Source organism: Microbulbifer mixtoriginis (SeqCode) (genome assembly GCF_052467235.1).
Genome location: NZ_CP174305.1, coordinates 2,700,171 through 2,719,370, shown reverse-complemented (window position 1 = coordinate 2,719,370; position 19,200 = coordinate 2,700,171). Strand labels below are relative to the sequence as shown.

Genomic DNA, 19,200 nt, shown 5'->3' with positions numbered 1-19,200 from the left:
ATGTGACACAATCATGACCGCCCGCAAGGGTCTACGGATGGCAGGAGAGCAGCATGCAAAAAGAAGTCGCCAATAAACCGGAAGAGTCTGAAGAAGTCGCCAACAAGCCAGGCAAAAAAGGCATTGCCCGCCTGATTGCCGCCGCCAAATATTCAAGCGAAGGTCTCAGCGCCGCCTGGCGTAATGAGGAAGCCTTTCGTATTGAAGTTATCCTCGCTATCTTCTTTGTCCCTTTTGCCCTATGGGTAGGAGACACCCCGGCTGAACGCGCCGTATTGATAGCTGTTAGCCTGGTGGTATTGCCTTTGGAGCTTATCAATAGCGCTATTGAAGCCACTGTGGACCGCATAGGAGCTGAGAAGCACCCACTGGCCAAGATCGCCAAAGACACCGGCTCTGCCGCAGTAGCAGTGGCCCTGTTAATGTGGTTTATCGTCTGGGGTTGTATTGTGATTCCCAAGTTGCCGATTTAACCGCACTATTTGAAAATCGTTAGTTATAAAAAAAGGGAGGCTACGCCTCCCCTTCTATAACCTGAACAATGGTACTAACTAACACCAACAAACTGAACAGGCGTACCAACAAGCTCAAAATGGGATATCCATCCCTTACTTTCTAGGCTGGGAAGTTAAAATTTAAAGACCGCTCAAATAATAGCTACTGAGATTGACGTTGTTGTGCAAACACGACAAGAAGAAATTTCTGCCACAAAGGCATTGATTTGAAAGGAAAAATCTTGTACTTTGCCCAACCGCTTGCAACGATACCCGCAAGCAAAGTGTGGGCCCTTAGCTCAGTTGGTTAGAGCATCCGACTCATAATCGGCAGGTCCTGGGTTCGAGTCCCGGAGGGCCCACCATTTTAATCCCCAATTAATCCCTTCTCATGTGACTCACTGGGTTTCTAGGCGTCTAGGAAAAGCACCCACTTACGCACTCCCAACGTTGAAGTAGCTAGCGATATATCACACCTTTTCTAAAGCCCAGTAAATTCAAACATCAAACTATTAATCCGCCATCACCACCAAAATCTCCAAGAAACATAGAAGGTCATAAAAACTTTTACAGCGGATGATATTCACCACTGATAGAGAGCGATTAGAAGCCTGAACTATTATGAATAGATCTATATCAAGACTACTCCTAACAACTAGTCAAAGTGTTGTAATTTCAAGTAGGGTGCTCAATCCTCTCAGTAAACCATTAAAAATAGTATTCAGTTATTTGAAACAGCAGTATCTCTAAATAAATTTTGATCATTCATCCAAGGTATTTTTTCGGCGACATGACATGTCATACATGCAGAGCGGGCATTGGAAAATCCTTGCCAGGCTTTTTTTATATCCCTGGTCTCAAATGCACTAAGTACAGCTTCATATGTTGAGTTTATAAAAATTGCATCCGAATTTGCCCTCCGGGCAGGACGTTTTAGGTAACCATTCTCAATGACAGCTTTAATTTTTTTCCAATGATATATAGCTAGGTCAAAGTTCTCATTCTGAAGTGCCGAATATATGGTTTTGTAACGATCCCCTACTTCCCACATGGAAACAGAAAAACCACCAAGATAATTTTGCAGCAAAATAAAGCGACCTCTATCATTTTCTGCATTCAACAACCAATCACGCTCATCGCCCGTATCGTAACTCTCAGAATACGCAAAATTTTCTACAGATAAAGTTACAATCAGCGCTATCAATAACTTATTCCCATTAAAAGTCTTTGTCATGAGCTATACCAGTTTCCCAGAGACGTATACCAACTAAATACTTATAGCAGCAGAAAATAACGCCAGTTTCTTTCCATTCAAATAACTTTTAATTTCTAGACCTTTTAAGCACCCAAATAAATATATTGCAAGCACTTAAACCTTCAGTTAGATATAAGATTTTCTCATAGAGAATAATGAATAAAAATTTGAAGTATATAGCCCTATGACCCCTTCAACGCCATACAGAAGAGTCGTGAGCTTAAAGAATATATTGGCAACTCTGCAGAGAAAAGTGATTGACCGTCATCAACATTACCTAGACCACAATGAGTAAAATAATCTGGTTCAGAGCTTCTCTCAGGATTACCCAATAACCATTGCTCTAGGTAAATTTTATCTCAAAGCCAGCTATAACTGATGGGCGGCCACTACTCCATGCCTATTAACTCTATAAATGTCCAATTCCAGAATGGGCAGGGACCTGAATTAAGTAAAGGTACACAAAGTATATTTTAAATTCTCGATTTCCGGTTGAAGCGCGCTATGTAGGATATACTGCACCAGTTAAACAATAGTCAGCACCTGCAGCTTGATATGGATGTTCAGCACGCCTGGTTAACAATATCCTCAGATAAGAAGCACAGAATCGGTTGCCTGCCATTGAATTAGTGATAACCCAACCTAATCCTATGATTAATGGCCATCAAGATTGGCTAGAAGGCCTGAAAACAAAGGCTCTTAAGATTAAAGGAAGAACATAATGAAAGCACTGACGCTAAAAGCACCTGGCGGTCTTGAAAATATCTCTCTGAGCGAAATTAATGACCCCGGCAAGCCAGGGCCTGGGCAGATCCGTGTTGCCATTGGCGCATCCTCGCTCAACTTCCATGATTTGCTGGTTGCCGACGGCAGTATATCTACCGAAGATGGCCGTATTTTAATGTCTGATGGTGCAGGAACAGTTGAGGCCGTTGGTGAGGGTGTCACCGAATTTAAGATCGGTGATTCCGTGGTTTCCTGCTTTTTCCCCCAATGGCAGGCAGGGCCGGCATGCCACAGTGTTTGGGGCTTCGCCAATACACCCGGAGATGGCATTGATGGAATGGCAGCCCAGCATGTAGTACGTGATGCCACTGCATTTACCCTGGCACCCAAGGGCTGGAGTCATACTGAATCTGCCACTATTACCACAGCGGGCCTCACGGCCTGGAGGGCCTTGGTCAGCGATGGCAAGGTTAAACCAGGAGATATAATTTTAACCCTTGGTACTGGCGGCGTATCTATTGCCGTAATTCAAATTGCCAATATGTTGGGCGCCCAAGTAATTGTGACCTCATCCTCCGATGAGAAACTAGAACGCGCCAAGAAGCTGGGGGCAACTCACGGGATTAATTACAAAACCCATACACAGTGGTCAGAAAAAGTACTGGAGTTAACCCATGGCAAAGGGGCCGATCATATTATCGAGGTGGGTGGGCCCGCCACTTTGGGACAATCCATTCAGTCAGTTAGGGTGGGGGGGCACATTTCTCTCATTGGGGTGCTAACTGGCAGAGAGGGAGAAGTCCCAACAGCATTACTGATGGGAAAACAAGCACGCCTACAAGGGCTGGTTGTGGGAAATCGCCGTGAACAGCAGAATTATGTTGCGGCATTGGAAAGCAACACAGTGCATCCAGTTATCGATAAGACATTTCCGTTTGCCAATCTTGAGGAAGCTTTTGAGTATCAAACCAGCGGTTCGCACTTTGGTAAGATTTGTGTGGAGTGGTAATCGTTTATTTTAAAGAGCTATTCCCTAGAAAATGAGTAATGCACTGCTACCGGCATTTATTATGTATAAACTCATGGATACGCTCAATGAGTATTGATACCTAATAAAATCTCGAGTGCAGTGTATTATTTTTTTCAGTACAATGAAAGTCAATATTTACTATGACTTTACCTAACTTTCACGATCCTTTTCTTGAATATGATTTGGTAACTGTAATAGTACTCCGTCCCTACCCTGCTTATAGTCACGCCAGCTTGTCGTCATCGGAAAATCAGGGTATAGCGCATCGGTAGGAGATTGAATAAAGCGATAATAGCGCTTGGCAATACTTATCTCTCTTCGAGTTTTTAAGCTTAAAACGGTTAGTTTCAGAGGCTATATTAGGATCGGCGCCTGTCGGAGTACCCACCAAGTTGGTATTGAGAATTTGCTGATACTGGGCCGCATTACTCATCGCTGCTGATTGAGCACCTTCATCAATCATTACATATATACCATTGCGCCAATCGAATTGATCCAAATTTTGAATACAGGAAGAGAGAGCCAATCCTGCGTAAAAATTTCCGCCATGATTATCTCGAAAATCGATAACAAGATTCTGAACTCTACTATCACGTACGATATCAACAATATTCTCACACTGTTCTTGAAGATCACGTAAATCTGGATAACTATCAAAGTCCACGTAAACTGCGTCGTACTTTCTTAGTAAAGCCAGGCGGATACCAGACAAGTCGATATTAAAATAATCAGCAACCACCCGCATAGCGGGTGGTATGGTGAAAGCCCCCAGAGGGGCTAGTTACAACCCCGCTAGTTGAATCTGCTCTTGCCGGCGTTCTTCGACCTCTTGATTCTTGATGTACTCTCGAATCATCTGCTCATCAAGCCCCACTGTACTCACGCAGTAACCCCGAGCCCAAAAGTGTCTTCCTATGAAATTTCTCTGTACATGCTTGTACTTCCGAAATATCTGGATCGCAGATTTTCCTTTCAGAAACCCAACCGTATTGGAAACACTAAACTTCGGAGGAATCATTAACAGCATATGAATGTGATCCCTCATTGCGTACCCCTCGACTAACTCAATGCCCTTTTGACGACATAAGTCTCGGAATATTGCTCCAATCTCCCGCCTCAATGTCCCAAATAACGCTTTCTTTCGATACTTGGGCACAAATACCACGTGGTACCTGCAATAATGTTTCACGTGAGCTTGGCACTGCCAATCTCGCATATGGCCTCCTTCTAGAACTTGCCCGTTCATGGAGGCCATATTTTTACTCTGCACGCCGGAACGGCTGAGCCTTGTCAAGTCTCACCGCCAGAGGCGGTGGTTTACCAGTGTGTTAATTAATATCAGGAACCAAAACCGGATACTGTGTGCTCAACCCACCAAATTTTTCCATAGGCACAGAGTGCACTTTCATTGAGATAGATCTACCATCTTTTAAAAACTGGTAAGTCACCTCATCTTGTCCATCAATAATGCCAGTGCCATAAAGAAACTTTGCCAATACTACGCATTAAACGCATTATTCCCACCTCTACTTCTGCTTCATTCATATCTGGCAGAGATTTAAGTAGATTATGAATTTGCTCATAGAATTCATATTTATCAACATTAACAAGCGGATCTATATGATGTGTTTCAATTAACTTCTGTAATTACTGTATATCTTCCTTCCACAAACTAACCTTCTCAGTTTCAAGTGTGTTGGCTTTATATGAAAAAAATAACAAGTAGATAATTAAAAATAATCTTTGTTTTATGCTTGATTCCGGCTGAAATATGAGGGAGAGACCCCAAACTGAAGGTGAAAGGCCCGGCGAAAACTATCGTAACTGGAAAAGCCCACTCTTAGAGCTACTTGCTCCAAGCTCAAGGACTCGCAAGTAATCAGGTCCCGCGCCCGGTTGAGACGAATTTGATTTAAATACTGGCTAGGCGTGCTGTGTAAATGACGCTTGAACAAGCGAGTTAACTGGCGCTCACTGATAGATATTCTCTCGGCCATATCGGAGACACTGATAGGTTTTTGATAATCTTGAGCTAACCACTCCAGCAATGGGTTGAGACGCATGCTATCGCCAGATTGTACCTGTAATAAGTCTGAGTACTGCGCCTGACCACCACGGCGCTGTAAGTAGACCACCAGTTCTTTGGCAACACTCGCAGCAATAGTATTGCCGTGGTCTCTGCGGATGATCTCTAAGGCTAGGTCGACACCGGATAAAACACCGGCGGAAGACCAGATTCCTTCACTTTCAATAAACAGCGGGTCTTCTTCTACTTGATAATTAACTGCCTGTTGTGCCAATTCTCGGCAATGTCGCCAATGTGTAGTAACTCTATGACTCTGTTCAGGAAAAATCTTTGCCAGAATAAAAGCACCGGTACAGATACTCATTACCCTACGGGCACTTTCAGCTATCAGCCTCAAAGCATTGAGTTGCTTCGAGCTCAGTTCCAATTGCCGCATTCCAACACCGCCACAAATGACCAAGTAATCGACTTGTGGTAATTCAAAGATATCGCAGTCTACAGAAAGGGATTGTCCATACGCTGTTTCAACAACCCCTGAAGACAAACCTAATAAATAGCAAGAATAGGCCTCACTGATAAAACTGTTAGTCTCCATAAATGCATCCAAGGGGCCAAATAAGTCCAGGGCCTGAAAACCATCGGCAATGAAAAAACCAATCTTTTTGCTCATAGCAATTCCTCCTTGTACCTATTCTACTCCTCTAGAAATGTCACAAAAGACGCAATTACGACAAAAACAGACATGCCGATTGCAACGCAAAATACGCTGTGGGTAACAGCTTCATTTTCCATGCCATCTTATGTACTCGTGTCGCAAGCCACAGATATTCGCTATTCATAAGTACTCATTCCTTCAAATTTCTCCTTTTATAGTTTCAACAGAGAACCGTCGAAGTGGATAATCAAATGGAGATATTGCAAAGCAAAGAAATCCGTATGGGGATAGTTGAGAATTCATGAGGGAAAATAGGTTTAGCAGAGTGACCGGTATAGACCTGTCACTCTGCTGTGAGAGAGTATAGATTGACAAAACTCTGGTATAGATCACTACAGCTCTGTAGCCGACTTAGTTATACTTCCCGAGTGACAGCTTAGTGCCTCGATTACCCCGACTTCGGCCAAAGAACAAGATTTATGCTCTTTTCATCTGCCCTACTAGCCATGGTTATGGCCACCACCACACCAAATAATTGTACCGATGGTATTGCCCTGGCAAGGGGGGTAGCCGCCATTGCAAACGAATACCCTTGGTTGAGCGCAAACAAGAAAGACTACGTATTACGTAACTATCATCGTATGTACATCATTATCCCCAAAAAGTCCGATATCAATATCAAGGGTGGTGGTATGCCAACGGCTACAGTAGGTAAGGAGAACTGTGAGGTAATTAATGTTCACCTAGCTCGTTAATTTATTGTCGAACACTAATAAGATATACTTTAACCTTGCTTTTTATAAATCTGCGTATTGTTAGTTTCATCGCATTCCTCCACGATGTTTTTATAGTCTGCGGTCACTTCCAGCACCGCATCAGGATCAAATACCCAATAATTCAAGGTAAAGTTGAGGGTTATCGTCGCACTAACGGCTAAGGCTGGGATTGCTTGAACATCATTGGCCAAAGTATCGGGATCGATCAGGCGAGCAAAACTTGCGGCAGCTGCCATTTGCCCGACATTGGTGATATCTACAGCAATCAGGGATTGCCCTGAACCAGAGTCCCAGATTGGATCATGAATTTTGCTCACGATCAGGTCTGGTTTATCACATACACATAAGCACATGTAGTGATCATCTTCAATTACTCCAAAGGGTGTACCCGCATAACAATTAGCTTCGTCGTCAAATTGATTACCATATAACCAATGGGCCAATGGTTCATCATATGGCTTTTCAATAATCTCTGGATTGCGAGTGATTTTACAAACATTGGTTTGTTCAAACTCCTCTGTCATCTCCTTTGTCAGTTCAGATTCTGATGTAGCACCGACCCAAATTGCACAAGTTCTACGACAGGTAAATGGACCCTGACCTTGATAGAAGTTAGGGTACCAACCAGCATTATAGTTCTGCATACTTATATCCTGAATCGGATCTGCATAACTGATTATCGCAAAAATCAAAGTCAGTAAACTAGCTAAAAAACTGATTATCAGTCTCAACATGTTACCCTCCATAAAGTATTTTTTTTACTAACTATTTTACCCTTCAACCACATATCAAATAAAAACTACATTCTATTGGCTGGAGAGATTGTAAAGCGACCTTATGGAATATCTATATATAGCTGGAAAATATTGGCGGAATTTAATCTTAAACAGTTGCAGCTCTCTTATTTATCATGATTTTTTTAATTTTAAATTCAGTTTTATAATTAAGACACTTCAGCGCTAGAGAAATGTAAATATAACCAAGATACAAAGCATATATCCTAATCCATCCACATTAACTTATCCTCTTATAATCAAGGGTATTAAACGTGTATTTTTAATACCCTAGCACCCTAATTACTACTGAGTGAGAAAATCCGAAAATAAACAGGAAATACTAAAATTCTGCGACGCTGTATAAAACTGCCAATGTAGCTCCAATTGAAAGCATTAGCGGATACACAACAGCTAAGAAAGAATACTTAATCAAAGTCATAATCCAACCTTGCCTATATAAACGCTTTTGCATGATTAAAAGATATACAGGTATCCAAAAGACAAGGATAGATATTAAACTCCACGTGATCTGCTCAACCCATGGATAACCGCCAAACCAACCCTGAACATTAAGTAGAAGAGTCGTCAGTAATAGTGCCAAACTAATAAATGCATGGCTATGTAATGCAACAATTAAGTGTTCCATATATAACCTTCGCTTGAACAGATAAAGCACCCATAACATGAATGCAAAAATAGGCAGCATAATAAATAGTGTGGAAGGTAAAGAGCCAAGAAAAATCTTCTTGAAACGATTGGGATCAGCTTCAACTAGATCACTATTTTTTTCGATCTTTAGCAAGAATTCAGCCACGCTATCCACCAGGGATTGTGGTACACCTGAAAATCTTGGGCGTTCCGCTTTGTTATCCCAGCAAGCTCCACCAACCTTTACATTGCAATGATCATCCTCTTCACTATCAAAAATATCAACTACCAATTTGGGCTCAGCCCTCTGAAATTCATCGATTATTTCACCAACTTTTTTCTTTGGAGCCTCATTCGGCAAAAACTCAGTCTCGACATCCTGATTTGATGTGTCTGATATAGTATTTCTCCCTTCATCAAGGGGCTGCTTTATATCAGATACTTCCTCAACCACAGTCTCATCATTCTCAGATGAATAATCCTTCCAATCAGTGCTAAGCTGAATTGTAAAAAAGGTTGTTATACATAAGAAAATAAACAAACGTACTGGGCTGACATAACGTACCCGCCGTCCAGCAAAATACTCGACTGTTAGAAAACCAGGACGAAACAGCAAAGGCGCCAGAGTGCGTACTATACGCGAATCAAGCGCTAGTAATGTGTCAAAAAAATCCCCGATTATGTTAGAAAATTGGCGCACCATTCCTTTTACAGGCTGACCACAAGAATAACAGTGTGGCCCCAAAAGTTCGGTCTTGCAGTTTGCACATTCAGCAACACTTCCTTTTATATGCTCCACTGTTTCTGAACAACTCATTACCTCTATCCTTTTTTCTACTTCTAGGTATCAACCATAAAAACGTTCTACTTCTTTGCATCTTATTATGTGAAGAACGTCCAAAAAATACTAACCACTGATCAATTTGTTTTATTTCACGAATAGCTAAAAACTAGCACTAAAGCTCTGCCAAGCTCCAGAGAACAGTCAAAGCCGCACCCAAGGCCAGCAAAATCAAATAAGCCCCTCCCAGAAAAGAGTATTTACATAAGGTAATAAGCCACCCCTGCTGATATATACGCTTTTGCATCCAAAATAGATAAATGGGGACCCAAAAAATTAGCAGAAAAAACAGATTATCAAAAAGCGAAGAGATTACATTGTAATCAGAAAACTTTTCGCTTGCGCTGTAAAACAGATTGGCAGTTAAAATACTTAAACAAATAAAAGCATGACTGTGCAGTGCAACAATTAAATGCTCCATATAAAGTCGACGTTTGAAGATATAAGCTACCCACAACATCATGGCGAAAATTGGCAACATGATTATTAAAGTAGAAGGCAAGGCTCCCAGAAATGCTTTCTTAAGTCGATTTGGATCTTCAGTGACTCGTTCTACATTTTTATGGGCACTGTCTACTTTTTTATTAACCCAATCTTCCAAAGAATCAGGAAGCCAGCCAACTTGAAAAAACTCTTCATCTATTTCGGTAATAGTTTCATTTAGCCCCGAAGCAATAGCATCCTTAGTGAAATATTCGGATTGCTTTGATGCCCCTGTAACACCGTTCAGATTGACATTAACTTTATCTAGATCCGTATTCAGTTCGTCTAAACCCGCCTTAATTTCAATGCGTTCTTCAACAAGGTCAGACTCTACCTCCTTTAAATTGATGACCACCAAATTGTCTTCCGCATGTTTTTTTTGGAGGTCTTTTAAATTCTCAACAGCCTGATCAAGACCTCTTTCGGCAGACTCCGTATCCACAACTACAGATTTATTGCCACCAAAGTTAATAGCCCAGTCACTATTAATCTGAGTAACAAAAAAACTGGTGATACAAAGAAAAATAAACAACCTTACAGGACTCACATAGCGGACTCTACGACCTGAAAAATATTCAGTAGTTAAAAATCCAGGTCGAAAGAATAAAGACGGCACTGTTTTCCATGTACGCGAGTCAAATGCCAGTAGAGTGTCAAAAAAGTCTCCAATTATGGAAGAGAAATGACGCACCATCCCCTTGACCGGCTGACCACACTTGTAACAGTGAGGTCCCAAAAGTTCAGTTTCGCAGTTAGCACAACGATTTGATTTTTGAGCAGAATGATTTGCGGATGCCGTAGTACTCATTACCTATTACCCCTCGACATTTAAAATAAATTTCCGAATTACACAAAACGTATTTATGAGCCCAAGTCCCAATTAACGAGCTAAATTAAAAAAACCTCAACTAGTGAAAGTTCACTGATTAAAGCTTTCAAAAGGAATATAATTTCGTGAAAATTTACAGGCGCAGGTCAGGAAAAAATAGAAACGCGCCAATTTTAGGCGCGTTTTGCAAGGCTTTTGGCAGTAATTGCTGGGTATTAATTATCCAGTAGGAAACGAGCAATAGTTCTCAAGCCATGTCCCTTGGCACCAGCGGCCCAAAGGTCATTGGCACTTGGCTGGTAAGAGCCAGAGAGATCTATATGCACCCAGTTGCGGCCCTCCTCCGATACAAAACGAGCAAGGAAGGCCGCCGCAGTTGAAGCCCCAGGGCTACCGTCAGCGCCTATATTAGAAATATCGGCAAAGTTAGAGGGGGTCTGCTCCAGATGGAAGGGCTCCAGTGGCAAGCGCCAGGCCTTCTCATTCTCCTGTGCTGCGGCATTCAGTACCTTCTGTGCCATTTCATCTTCAAAACTGAAGACTGAATTAAAGTCGCGGCCTACAGCCATTTTGGCAGCACCCGTCAGGGTAGCGGCATCCAAAACAAAGCGAGGCTTATCTTCCCCTGCGGCGAGTAGGCCATCCGCTAATACCAGACGCCCTTCCGCATCGGTATTCAGCACTTCAACGGTGACACCATTCTTGTATTCAATAATATCGCCCAACTTAAATGCGTGGCCGGAAACCAGGTTCTCCGCACAGCAAAGGTACAGCTTCACTCTTTTTTCCAGACCACGCGCAATGGCCAGCGCGAGGCCTCCAGTCACCATAGCGGCACCGCCCATATCAGATTTCATGGTGGCCATGTTGCTTGAGGGCTTAATGCTGTAGCCACCGGAATCGAAGGTGATCCCTTTGCCCACCAGACAGATATCCACCTCAGCATCCGCATTGCCTGTAGGGTTGTAGTCGAGCTGTAACATGACCGGCTCGCGCACGCTACCACGGCCCACATTGTGGATACCAACAAAACCATCGCGCAGCAAGTCATCGCCGGCCACTATGCGATAGTTAACTGCGCTCGGGGCAAGCTTCTGTAGCATTTCCGCCGCGCTCTCCGCCAGCACCCTGGGAGAAACATCATCCGGCGTGCCATTGGTAATCTCGCGGACCCAACACGCAGCATTTTCACGTGCTGCCAGTTCTTTTAGCTCGCCAGTATCCTCGCTGCCCCAGTGGATTTTATTATTGATACGTGGATTAAAATAACCGCCCCAGAAAGCCCAGCGACTTTCGATATCCCAACCCTCACCGCTGAGTATCACCTCATTGATTCCCATGCCATCGAGGCGCCGAGCCGCGCGTTGCGCCGCCACCAGTGCAGCACCTTTGGCCGCACCAATATGGATATGAGCTTCGCTGCCATTAAAACTGAGTAACGCCGCCTCGCCCCAGGGTCCTCCTGCAGTGCCTTCCACCAAATGAACGCGCATAGCTTTTGTCATACAACACCTTTTTTGAAACTTGTGTGCCAATTTTATTGGGATTCACGCTGCATTCTAACAGTACATCAAAAATACTCGACGATTGCGCCGCCACGATGACGGCAGATAAACTGTTAGAAAGAAACACAATAAGCCTTCAGGAAGAAAAGTTTTTAGGGAAAATTCATGGCTGAATCCTGCCGCTACCATTCCAGTGCCGATGCATCCTGGCAGTGCCAACCCTGTCAGCGCAAATACTGTAGCGAATGTATCCCAGGCTCCAGTGCCAACTATCAGGGCCTTGGACCCGAGTGTCCGTTGTGTCGCGATCTAGTGGAGTATATCGGTGCCAGCAACAGTGCTAAGCCCTTTTGGCAGATGGGAATTTTTTATTTTCTCTACGCCTTAAAACCAGGTCCCCTGGCGATCATAGCACTGGCAGCTGCAGCTAGTTTACTAATCTCAGGCCTGGGTCTTTTAGCAATCGTGGCCCTGGTGGGCATCGTTGCCCTGGTGAGCCGCTACAACTTGCTGGTTATCGAGCGGCTTGCCAGTGGCCAGTTGGAAGCTCCCGGAATCGGCGATGCCCTGGACGGTAATAGTGCACCGCTGTTCTTGAAAGTCATCGCTATGACCTTGATTGCCGGTTTTGTTGGTTACAAGCTCTTCTCTTTCGGTATGGGTGCCGTGCAGCTTTATGCTTTTGCCCTCTTCCTATTTGCGCCGGCAGCGATGATTGTACTGGCCCTTGAACACAGCCTGCGTGCGGCGATCAATCCACTTAAGTTACTGCAATTCACTTTGATTATCGGCTGGCCCTACTGGCTGTTGTGGATTACCACCACTGCGGTTTCCGCCGCACCCAACCTGCTGATGGCCATTGCTATTGAAAAGCTACCCCCCTGGTCCCTGGGCCCGGTGATTGCAGCCACGACTACCTATTTCTATATCGTGACTAGCGCCATGATGGGTTACATCTGCCTGTCGCGGCAGCAAAAACTGGGTATTCAGGCCGAACTGGATGACGAAAGTACCTTTCTGGAAGAGGACGAATTCAACCGCGCACGCGCTTTGGCCGATGCACAGATTTTAATGCGCGAATCGAATCTTCCAGCCGCACGGCAGGCGCTGGTAGATGGCTTGCGCCGCTACCCCAATGATGAAGTCCTCAACGAACGCTACTACCGCTTGCTACTGGCAACCCAGGACCAAAAAGCCCTGCGGGAACTCGGCCCCCATTTACTGGATAAGTTCATACAACTCAACCGGCCACACAAAGCGGCGGAACTTTACCTGGCCACCGAGCCGGCCCCCCCTATTGTAAAACCCGAGCTTCGCCACACCCTAGCCAAGGTGCTCTACCAACAGCACAAATACCAGCTGGCGGCGCAATTATTGAACAATCTACACAAAGAAAGTTATCCACAGCTGGATGCGGCTTACCTGCTGCTGGCGCAGGTATATATGGATGGGCTGAACCGCGAAGACCTGGCCAGGAAATTACTGCAATTCATTAGACAGAAATTCCCTAACAGCACTCTACGCAATCAAATCGATACTCTGTGGAAAGTACTAAATAGTTCAGAGAACACACACCAATAAATTCATAGGGTCAACGAGTCAGTAGCCTGTACCGATAGCACGTTTCCAGGAGAGGGTTGCGTGCTTTCTCTATCCGTTTATTCCACTCGGCAGAAAATCAGAAGCAATCTCACCAGTGCTTTAAAGCCCTATTCCATAGATAGAGGCAGCGGGCAAAGCCATTATAGATTTTGTTAAGACACCATCGCAGACCCGGTGTTTTTGAAAACCTTGCTTTCCACTGCTCACTGGGAGAGTTCTCCCAAATCGCTATAAATGCTTCGTAACCCACTCGCAGGTGCCCCTGTGTATCAATCACGTGCAAGCGCTCTCGCACAAATTCCAGGTCCACATCGAGCTGCTGTGCTTTGGCATTATCAAGGTGAACATCTTCCCACTCCACACCGCAAGTGGTGTTTTTCTTCTTCTGAGCACGGATACCCACATCGCATACCGGACAGGCAGAATTGTAGAAAACACGTACTTTTGTGGCCATACAGAATCTCTGTCTGTGGAGTTAACGAGGGTGCTCGATATCTTTATGATCCACTAGTTCCCACGGCAACCCCTTATTACGGTAAATCCTCTTATTCTTATTGGGGTAGTCTGCCACATCATGATCCAGGCGCTGGCCCACTACGATACAGCGCAGAATATCGTTTCCGGTATTTTTCATCACATGGGGAAGGCCATTAGCCGGATATCCGATAAAGTCCCCTTCACCCACTATATAGTTTTCTTCGCCGATGAATACTGAAGCCTGCCCCTGCAGGATATAGACACATTCATCTTCAAATTTGTGGCAGTGATACTCTGTGGATTCGTACCCAGGCTCTATTTCAATAATGTGAAAGCCAAAGCCACTTATCCCGGTCATGTCTCCCAAGGATTTATTGCGGCGCACTGCATTCGGGTTGAGGAAGTGCACCTTGTGCTCCCCCTCCATATCCAGGATTTGTTCTTTTTTAAGAATATATTTATTCATAAGGCTCCCCTGCCAATTTGATCTTATGGATGCTTACTGGGATCTGTCTAACTGCCAATGTATTTTAATAAACAGGTTTTTATCCTCTAGGGCTGTCCAGATATTTCCATCCCCTGGGTTAACGCCTTCATTTCCCGCGCGCGCCCCTCTTCGCCCAGACGTCGGTAATAATTCACCAGAGTCATACCTAATTTGGGTATCAACGGGTGCTGTACTTTTTGCGCAATAAGCTTGTTCAAGAGTTCATCGAGCCAGGGCCAGTTTTTGGCTTCAGCAGCGCGGCGCGCCATCAGCAGGCAAGTTTTGGCGGTTAGGGCTCGAGGCTTCTGCGTAGTTTGCAGGTAACTGTAATAACCGTCGGAAATAATACGAGCATCAACTGTTGGGTTGGCCGCCTGGGTAAATAGCGCCAAATTGGCTCGGTGATACGCCTCACTATCGGGATTAATCGCGGTCAACTCGATAAAGCGCTGTATCAGCGGTAGGTGGTCGGGATACTGACGTACTGCGGAGGCCGCAGCCTCTGCGGCTTCGAGCAGCTTACCCTCTTCCTGGAATCGATCGATGCGCGCCAGCGCGCTCTTTTGCGGGGATGGTAGTTCCTCTTCTTCCTGCGGCATCGCCTTTAACGGTGGTCGCCAGTAAATCAACAGTAAGGCCAGAACAAATCCAGCCAGCAAGCCGCCGGTATGGGCCCAATAGGCGATCCCGGCATCACCATATAGGTAGCCAAACACTTCCTTACCCAGCCACAGGGGCAACACCATCAGAGCCGGTGCACTGAACTCGCCAAACATAAATCCGATGGTGTAAAAAAAGCGCAAGCGCCGCACTCCGTATATAGCAACGAACATCCCCATAATCGCCGATACAGCGCCAGAAGCACCGACCATAGGTACATAACTACCCGATTCAACCAACATATGCAGGCTAGCCGCAGCCAAGCCACCGAGAAGATAAAGGGCGATAAACCAAAGCCCCCCCAGCGCCAGCTCAACCGATAAGCCAAACAGCAGCAAAAACACCATATTGCCAATCAGGTGATCCCAGCTGCCGTGTAAAAACATATGACCTAAAAGTCCAGCCGCACTGGGTTCCGCCGGCGTCAGACCCAGGGCCATGCTGCTAATCTTGTCGCGCAGCCCGGCAAAATACTGGCGCTGCTGTAACCACTGGGTTTGCCCCTCCTGTTCCAGCCTGGGCAGTAGCCACTGGTGAAATTCCGTATTCCACAGTAGTTCCCGATAGACAAATTCCTCGCCCTCTACATCCATCTGCAGGCGCCACTCGGGATGCTCCTCATTGACATAAATCAGGAAGCGCTGCTCCTCCAGATCCGGTAAGTCACTGTCGAAGTAATATTCCTCAGCCTGCTGCCAGCGGGCATCGTCACCGCCCTGGTAGAACATAAATACCAGTAAGTTGGCGAGGATTAGCACAAAGCACATCAGAGGAGGTCGGCGCCAGTCTGGTTTATTCTGGATCGGGATTATTAGCACGGGCAGTTCCTTGTAGATATTGCACGAACGCCCAATAGCAAAACGCTGCAATAAAAATAACAGGGATGGGGCCGACATCACCGTCGGCCGCTTGGAAAATACTACGCCTGTTCACCGCAACTCAAGCCCGATGCTCTCCCTGGGCTACTACTTTCTCCCTGTGCGAGTAATCATTGCCGGTGCATCCCAACTGCGCAGGTGCAGATCCCGCTGTGGGAAAGGCACCTCGATACCCTTTTCACGAAATTCCCGCAACAGTTCTAAATTGTAAAGCGCATAGGAGTCACCCAAAGAAGTGACCATGTTACTGTTCACCCATACCACCAGCTTAAAATTCAGCGCGCTATCGCCAAATTCCATCAGCCAGACTTCAGTTTTACGCTTCCAGTCGGTATGAGTGATATTGACCCGCGAGGCGGCCTCCAGTGCAGCTTCCCGCACCAAGTCTGGATCGGAGGCATAGGAAACACCAAAGGACACATGAATACGACGCACCGGGTCATCGAGGGTATGGTTAATCACCCTTCCAGCGACAAACTCGGTATTCGGTACCAGGATATCCACATTGTCGCGGGTGGTGATACGGGTTGAACGTACATTGATATCGCGGATTCGGCCAAAAACACCGGACTCCAGCTCTACCAAGTCCCCAACCTTCAAGGGCCTTTCGAACAGCAAAATAAGCCCGGAAATGAAATTGGAAAAAATAGCCTGCAAGCCAAAACCAATACCTACAGATAGGGCTCCAGCCACCAGTGCCAGCTTGGAGGTATCCAGGCCGAGCATACTCAACACCACAATCAGGGCAACGCCGATATAGGTGTAGTGCAAAACGCGACTCAGGTTATACATGGAGGATTCGCTGGCGTGTTCCCTGCGTACCAGCCGGCGTAGGAAGGCGCGAGTCAGTACCGACAGCAACCAGGCGCAGACCAACACAAATGCCATCCTGGCAATCAGGCGCAACGTGATTGGGTTTTGCGTGATAGTAAACAGCTGGTAATCCGCCAGAGTGCGCCAGCGTTTGTATACCTGGCGGCCGGTCAGCGCCAATCGTTCACGAACCGTGGCCCACCAGCCCTGGCGCTCGCGGTAAACTTCAAGTTGGGCCTTCTCATAACGCTGGATATCCTGCTCCAAGTCGTTGGCCCGCGCCAGACCACTGCCGATCCGTTCAAAGTAAGCCCACCAACGGCTCAGATCGGCACTTTCCTCCTCATCGCGCCAAGCCACCACCTGCCGCTGTCGGATCGCCAGCTCCCGCGAAGTGCTATCGATCACCGCATTGGCATTCTCCAGCAGCTCGCGACTGACAACCAATGTCTCCTCGCCAGTTTCTGGATTCAATACGCGGTTGATGGATTGTAGTAACTCACTCTTGCGCTTACCCAGGTGTTCCTCTAAAAGGTCCACCTCCAGTTGCATCAGGGTGAGGTCCTTTTTCATATTGACGTCGGGGTCAGTGGAGGGCTCGGTAGTGCTCTGGATACTGGTGCGGGTAGCGGCGATACGCTCAATTTTCTTATCGCTGTCGGTGATGGATTTCTCCAGCTTTTCGGCATCCTTCTCACTGAACTGCAGGTCGTCGAGCATACCGCGCAGCTTGGTTTCCGACAGTTCGATTTTTTCCTGCCAGGTGCCGAGAAACTCATTCACCGTATCCAGCTGCTCAATAATATTCAGGTGATTGATCTGCGCCAATAACAGCGCTTGTGCCGCCTGGTCTTCTTCCTCACCTTTGGCATCACGCAGCACAATTACTTGCTTGCGCAACTGCGCCAAGGATTGCGATCGACTAGCGCGCAGCTGCCGCGCCTCTAGCTGCACACCACTTAGGCGGCGTTGACCGCGGCTAATGGCCGCATCGGCGCGGGCCCAGTCGAGTACACTAGGGTTTTCCGGAAACTTCACCTCCGGCATCAACTCAACTTTTAGATATTCCTGACGCTTCTTCCAGGTGACCTCCACCCCCTCCAGGCTCTGGGTAATTTTTTTTGCCCCTTTTTGCAGCGCCTCATCCTCTTCAGGTAATTCTTGCTGCCACTCTTGCCAATCCTTTTTAATCGCTTGTAGCCACTCTCGTCGCTGCTCCGGCGATGCATTGGTCCAGCCGGTCCACCAATCTGCAGAAGGGTCGGCAAACTCAGGCACCACCGCCTTGAATTCCTTGGGCTTGGAACCGGGTAACTGGGCACTAGCGGCCAGAGAGCAAAGGGCGAAAAAAATCAGGCAGAAGGCGATCGGAAAAAAGTGGGAAAGTCGTTGCCCGGTGCGAGTCTTAGGCTTATCAGTAAAGAAGTAACCACCAACACCCAGCATAAAATACACATCTGTCCGTGAAGCAGTATCAGCAAGGGGAAGACCTTGCCCCTAGGGGCTTATTTCTTGAGTGTAGCCGAGAGCGGCCAGGCTCTCGGCCCTTCAACTTAAAGGGGGCTCAGTAGCGTCTGCGCCCATAGCTGCGCATACAATTGAGGTATTGTCTGCGATAGGCGCGAGTACTAACCACAGATACCCTTCCGGGTCTATGCACACTTCTCACCAGATTGGCTGCTCTGGCCTTACAAAACACTTCCCTACGGCCGAGATTTCTGTCAGGGCGGCGGACATTTCTCGAATGACGTAGCTGGCTGACATTGCGGGAGGATTCGTATTTAGGAGGATAGGCTCGGGTAGATTCGTAATTGGGCGGATAGGCACGCGGGTAAATTCTTACTTCGGGTGCTAGGGGATTGCGATTGTAATTGCGCCAATTGGCCGGAGGGGTAACCACCACAAATTGGTTGTCTTTAGGGTCAAACTCGAAGAAAGTGCCATTCCCCGCTCGCCGGTAATCCTTGCCACCGAGGTAAAAGGATGTGCCTGTTGGTACTTCCGGCACTCTAGCCCCGAGTGGTGGCTCCACACGGGTGTAACCATCTGGTCCCTGCCGGTAGAAATATCCATCTGCATAGAAATAAATTTCATTGTTGGCTTCGATAAGGCGCGCCCCGTCCAGAAGGGGCACCACCTGCGTCTCCGCGAGAGGTGCTGAGGCAATCGTCAGTAACAGCAGCGCAAGCAGGAAACGCATAAGACACCTCGACGAGCAAGTAAATGTCGCAGAAGTGTA

Annotated in this window: 17 protein-coding genes and 1 tRNA gene; 5 read left to right on the top strand and 13 right to left on the bottom strand. The window is 46.4% G+C overall.

What is annotated here, in order from left to right; translation table 11 throughout:
- The first annotated feature begins 53 nt into the window (after positions 1 to 53).
- On the top strand, positions 54 to 473 hold the full coding sequence (locus tag ACJJIO_RS11915) for a diacylglycerol kinase (RefSeq protein ID WP_252084337.1): 420 nt from the start codon (positions 54 to 56) through the stop codon (positions 471 to 473).
- A gap of 309 nt (positions 474 to 782) precedes the next feature.
- Positions 783 to 859 (top strand) — tRNA-Ile (locus tag ACJJIO_RS11910).
- A 356-nt stretch (positions 860 to 1,215) separates the two neighbouring features.
- Here the strand turns inward: ACJJIO_RS11910 and ACJJIO_RS11905 are convergent.
- Positions 1,216 to 1,728: a hypothetical protein gene (locus ACJJIO_RS11905; RefSeq protein ID WP_444908600.1), complete on the bottom strand. Its 513-nt coding sequence runs from the start codon at positions 1,726 to 1,728 to the stop codon at positions 1,216 to 1,218.
- 742 nt (positions 1,729 to 2,470) lie between these two features.
- On the opposite strand from ACJJIO_RS11905, the gene ACJJIO_RS11900 reads away from it, so the two are divergent.
- Entirely contained in the window at positions 2,471 to 3,484 is a 1,014-nt protein-coding gene (locus ACJJIO_RS11900; RefSeq protein WP_444908599.1) for a zinc-dependent alcohol dehydrogenase family protein, read from the top strand.
- A gap of 271 nt (positions 3,485 to 3,755) precedes the next feature.
- On the opposite strand, the gene ACJJIO_RS11895 is transcribed toward ACJJIO_RS11900, so the two are convergent.
- The 3 genes from ACJJIO_RS11895 to ACJJIO_RS11885 form a co-directional block, all read right to left on the bottom strand.
- Positions 3,756 to 4,250: a hypothetical protein gene (locus ACJJIO_RS11895; protein ID WP_444908598.1), complete on the bottom strand. Its 495-nt coding sequence runs from the start codon at positions 4,248 to 4,250 to the stop codon at positions 3,756 to 3,758.
- 36 nt (positions 4,251 to 4,286) lie between these two features.
- Positions 4,287 to 4,721: an IS200/IS605 family transposase gene (gene tnpA / locus ACJJIO_RS11890; protein WP_444908597.1), complete on the bottom strand. Its 435-nt coding sequence runs from the start codon at positions 4,719 to 4,721 to the stop codon at positions 4,287 to 4,289.
- Positions 4,722 to 5,253: 532 nt separating this feature from the next.
- Positions 5,254 to 6,201 (bottom strand): GlxA family transcriptional regulator, encoded by a 948-nt coding sequence (locus ACJJIO_RS11885; protein WP_444908596.1) that lies wholly within the window; start codon positions 6,199 to 6,201, stop codon positions 5,254 to 5,256.
- A 464-nt stretch (positions 6,202 to 6,665) separates the two neighbouring features.
- Between ACJJIO_RS11885 and ACJJIO_RS11880 the strand changes: the two genes are divergently transcribed.
- Positions 6,666 to 6,941, top strand: coding sequence for a hypothetical protein (locus ACJJIO_RS11880; protein WP_444883615.1), 276 nt, complete (start codon positions 6,666 to 6,668; stop codon positions 6,939 to 6,941).
- Between the two features lie 29 nt (positions 6,942 to 6,970).
- Here ACJJIO_RS11880 and ACJJIO_RS11875 read toward each other — a convergent pair whose 3' ends face one another.
- From ACJJIO_RS11875 to pepB, 4 genes are all read right to left on the bottom strand, one after another.
- Positions 6,971 to 7,696, bottom strand: a complete 726-nt coding sequence (locus ACJJIO_RS11875; protein ID WP_444908595.1) for a CARDB domain-containing protein — start codon at positions 7,694 to 7,696, stop codon at positions 6,971 to 6,973.
- Positions 7,697 to 8,078: 382 nt separating this feature from the next.
- Positions 8,079 to 9,203, bottom strand: coding sequence for a DUF3667 domain-containing protein (locus ACJJIO_RS11870; RefSeq protein ID WP_444908594.1), 1,125 nt, complete (start codon positions 9,201 to 9,203; stop codon positions 8,079 to 8,081).
- A 139-nt stretch (positions 9,204 to 9,342) separates the two neighbouring features.
- Positions 9,343 to 10,518, bottom strand: a complete 1,176-nt coding sequence (locus ACJJIO_RS11865) for a DUF3667 domain-containing protein (RefSeq protein WP_444908593.1) — start codon at positions 10,516 to 10,518, stop codon at positions 9,343 to 9,345.
- A 236-nt stretch (positions 10,519 to 10,754) separates the two neighbouring features.
- Positions 10,755 to 12,044 carry an aminopeptidase PepB gene (pepB, locus tag ACJJIO_RS11860; protein WP_444908592.1) on the bottom strand — a complete coding sequence of 430 codons (1,290 nt, stop codon included), beginning with the start codon at positions 12,042 to 12,044 and terminating at the stop codon, positions 10,755 to 10,757.
- Between the two features lie 165 nt (positions 12,045 to 12,209).
- Between pepB and ACJJIO_RS11855 the strand changes: the two genes are divergently transcribed.
- On the top strand, positions 12,210 to 13,625 hold the full coding sequence (locus tag ACJJIO_RS11855; protein ID WP_444908591.1) for a hypothetical protein: 1,416 nt from the start codon (positions 12,210 to 12,212) through the stop codon (positions 13,623 to 13,625).
- Between the two features lie 109 nt (positions 13,626 to 13,734).
- On the opposite strand, the gene ACJJIO_RS11850 is transcribed toward ACJJIO_RS11855, so the two are convergent.
- The 5 genes from ACJJIO_RS11850 to ACJJIO_RS11830 form a co-directional block, all read right to left on the bottom strand.
- Entirely contained in the window at positions 13,735 to 14,100 is a 366-nt protein-coding gene (locus ACJJIO_RS11850) for a thiol-disulfide oxidoreductase DCC family protein (RefSeq protein WP_444908590.1), read from the bottom strand.
- 21 nt (positions 14,101 to 14,121) lie between these two features.
- Positions 14,122 to 14,589 (bottom strand): cupin domain-containing protein, encoded by a 468-nt coding sequence (locus tag ACJJIO_RS11845; protein WP_444883608.1) that lies wholly within the window; start codon positions 14,587 to 14,589, stop codon positions 14,122 to 14,124.
- An 86-nt stretch (positions 14,590 to 14,675) separates the two neighbouring features.
- Complete coding sequence (locus ACJJIO_RS11840) at positions 14,676 to 16,166, bottom strand: rhomboid family intramembrane serine protease (RefSeq protein ID WP_444908589.1); 1,491 nt, start codon at positions 16,164 to 16,166, stop codon at positions 14,676 to 14,678.
- Positions 16,167 to 16,235: 69 nt separating this feature from the next.
- On the bottom strand, positions 16,236 to 18,407 hold the full coding sequence (locus tag ACJJIO_RS11835; RefSeq protein WP_444910993.1) for a mechanosensitive ion channel family protein: 2,172 nt from the start codon (positions 18,405 to 18,407) through the stop codon (positions 16,236 to 16,238).
- A gap of 118 nt (positions 18,408 to 18,525) precedes the next feature.
- Positions 18,526 to 19,161 carry a DUF6515 family protein gene (locus ACJJIO_RS11830; RefSeq protein WP_444887887.1) on the bottom strand — a complete coding sequence of 212 codons (636 nt, stop codon included), beginning with the start codon at positions 19,159 to 19,161 and terminating at the stop codon, positions 18,526 to 18,528.
- Positions 19,162 to 19,200 lie beyond the last annotated feature (39 nt).

Excerpts from the sequence above, each read along its gene's own strand:
- ACJJIO_RS11915 (WP_252084337.1), top strand. The coding sequence starts at position 54 with ATGCAAAAAGAAGTCGCCAATAAACCGGAAGAGTCTGAAGAAGTCGCC.
- ACJJIO_RS11905 (WP_444908600.1), bottom strand. The coding sequence starts at position 1,728 with ATGACAAAGACTTTTAATGGGAATAAGTTATTGATAGCGCTGATTGTA.
- ACJJIO_RS11900 (WP_444908599.1), top strand. The coding sequence starts at position 2,471 with ATGAAAGCACTGACGCTAAAAGCACCTGGCGGTCTTGAAAATATCTCT.
- ACJJIO_RS11895 (WP_444908598.1), bottom strand. The coding sequence starts at position 4,250 with ATGCGGGTGGTTGCTGATTATTTTAATATCGACTTGTCTGGTATCCGC.
- tnpA (WP_444908597.1), bottom strand. The coding sequence starts at position 4,721 with ATGCGAGATTGGCAGTGCCAAGCTCACGTGAAACATTATTGCAGGTAC.
- ACJJIO_RS11885 (WP_444908596.1), bottom strand. The coding sequence starts at position 6,201 with ATGAGCAAAAAGATTGGTTTTTTCATTGCCGATGGTTTTCAGGCCCTG.
- ACJJIO_RS11880 (WP_444883615.1), top strand. The coding sequence starts at position 6,666 with ATGCTCTTTTCATCTGCCCTACTAGCCATGGTTATGGCCACCACCACA.
- ACJJIO_RS11875 (WP_444908595.1), bottom strand. The coding sequence starts at position 7,696 with ATGTTGAGACTGATAATCAGTTTTTTAGCTAGTTTACTGACTTTGATT.
- ACJJIO_RS11870 (WP_444908594.1), bottom strand. The coding sequence starts at position 9,203 with ATGAGTTGTTCAGAAACAGTGGAGCATATAAAAGGAAGTGTTGCTGAA.
- ACJJIO_RS11865 (WP_444908593.1), bottom strand. The coding sequence starts at position 10,518 with ATGAGTACTACGGCATCCGCAAATCATTCTGCTCAAAAATCAAATCGT.
- pepB (WP_444908592.1), bottom strand. The coding sequence starts at position 12,044 with ATGACAAAAGCTATGCGCGTTCATTTGGTGGAAGGCACTGCAGGAGGA.
- ACJJIO_RS11855 (WP_444908591.1), top strand. The coding sequence starts at position 12,210 with ATGGCTGAATCCTGCCGCTACCATTCCAGTGCCGATGCATCCTGGCAG.
- ACJJIO_RS11850 (WP_444908590.1), bottom strand. The coding sequence starts at position 14,100 with ATGGCCACAAAAGTACGTGTTTTCTACAATTCTGCCTGTCCGGTATGC.
- ACJJIO_RS11845 (WP_444883608.1), bottom strand. The coding sequence starts at position 14,589 with ATGAATAAATATATTCTTAAAAAAGAACAAATCCTGGATATGGAGGGG.
- ACJJIO_RS11840 (WP_444908589.1), bottom strand. The coding sequence starts at position 16,166 with ATGTCGGCCCCATCCCTGTTATTTTTATTGCAGCGTTTTGCTATTGGG.
- ACJJIO_RS11835 (WP_444910993.1), bottom strand. The coding sequence starts at position 18,407 with ATGCTGGGTGTTGGTGGTTACTTCTTTACTGATAAGCCTAAGACTCGC.
- ACJJIO_RS11830 (WP_444887887.1), bottom strand. The coding sequence starts at position 19,161 with ATGCGTTTCCTGCTTGCGCTGCTGTTACTGACGATTGCCTCAGCACCT.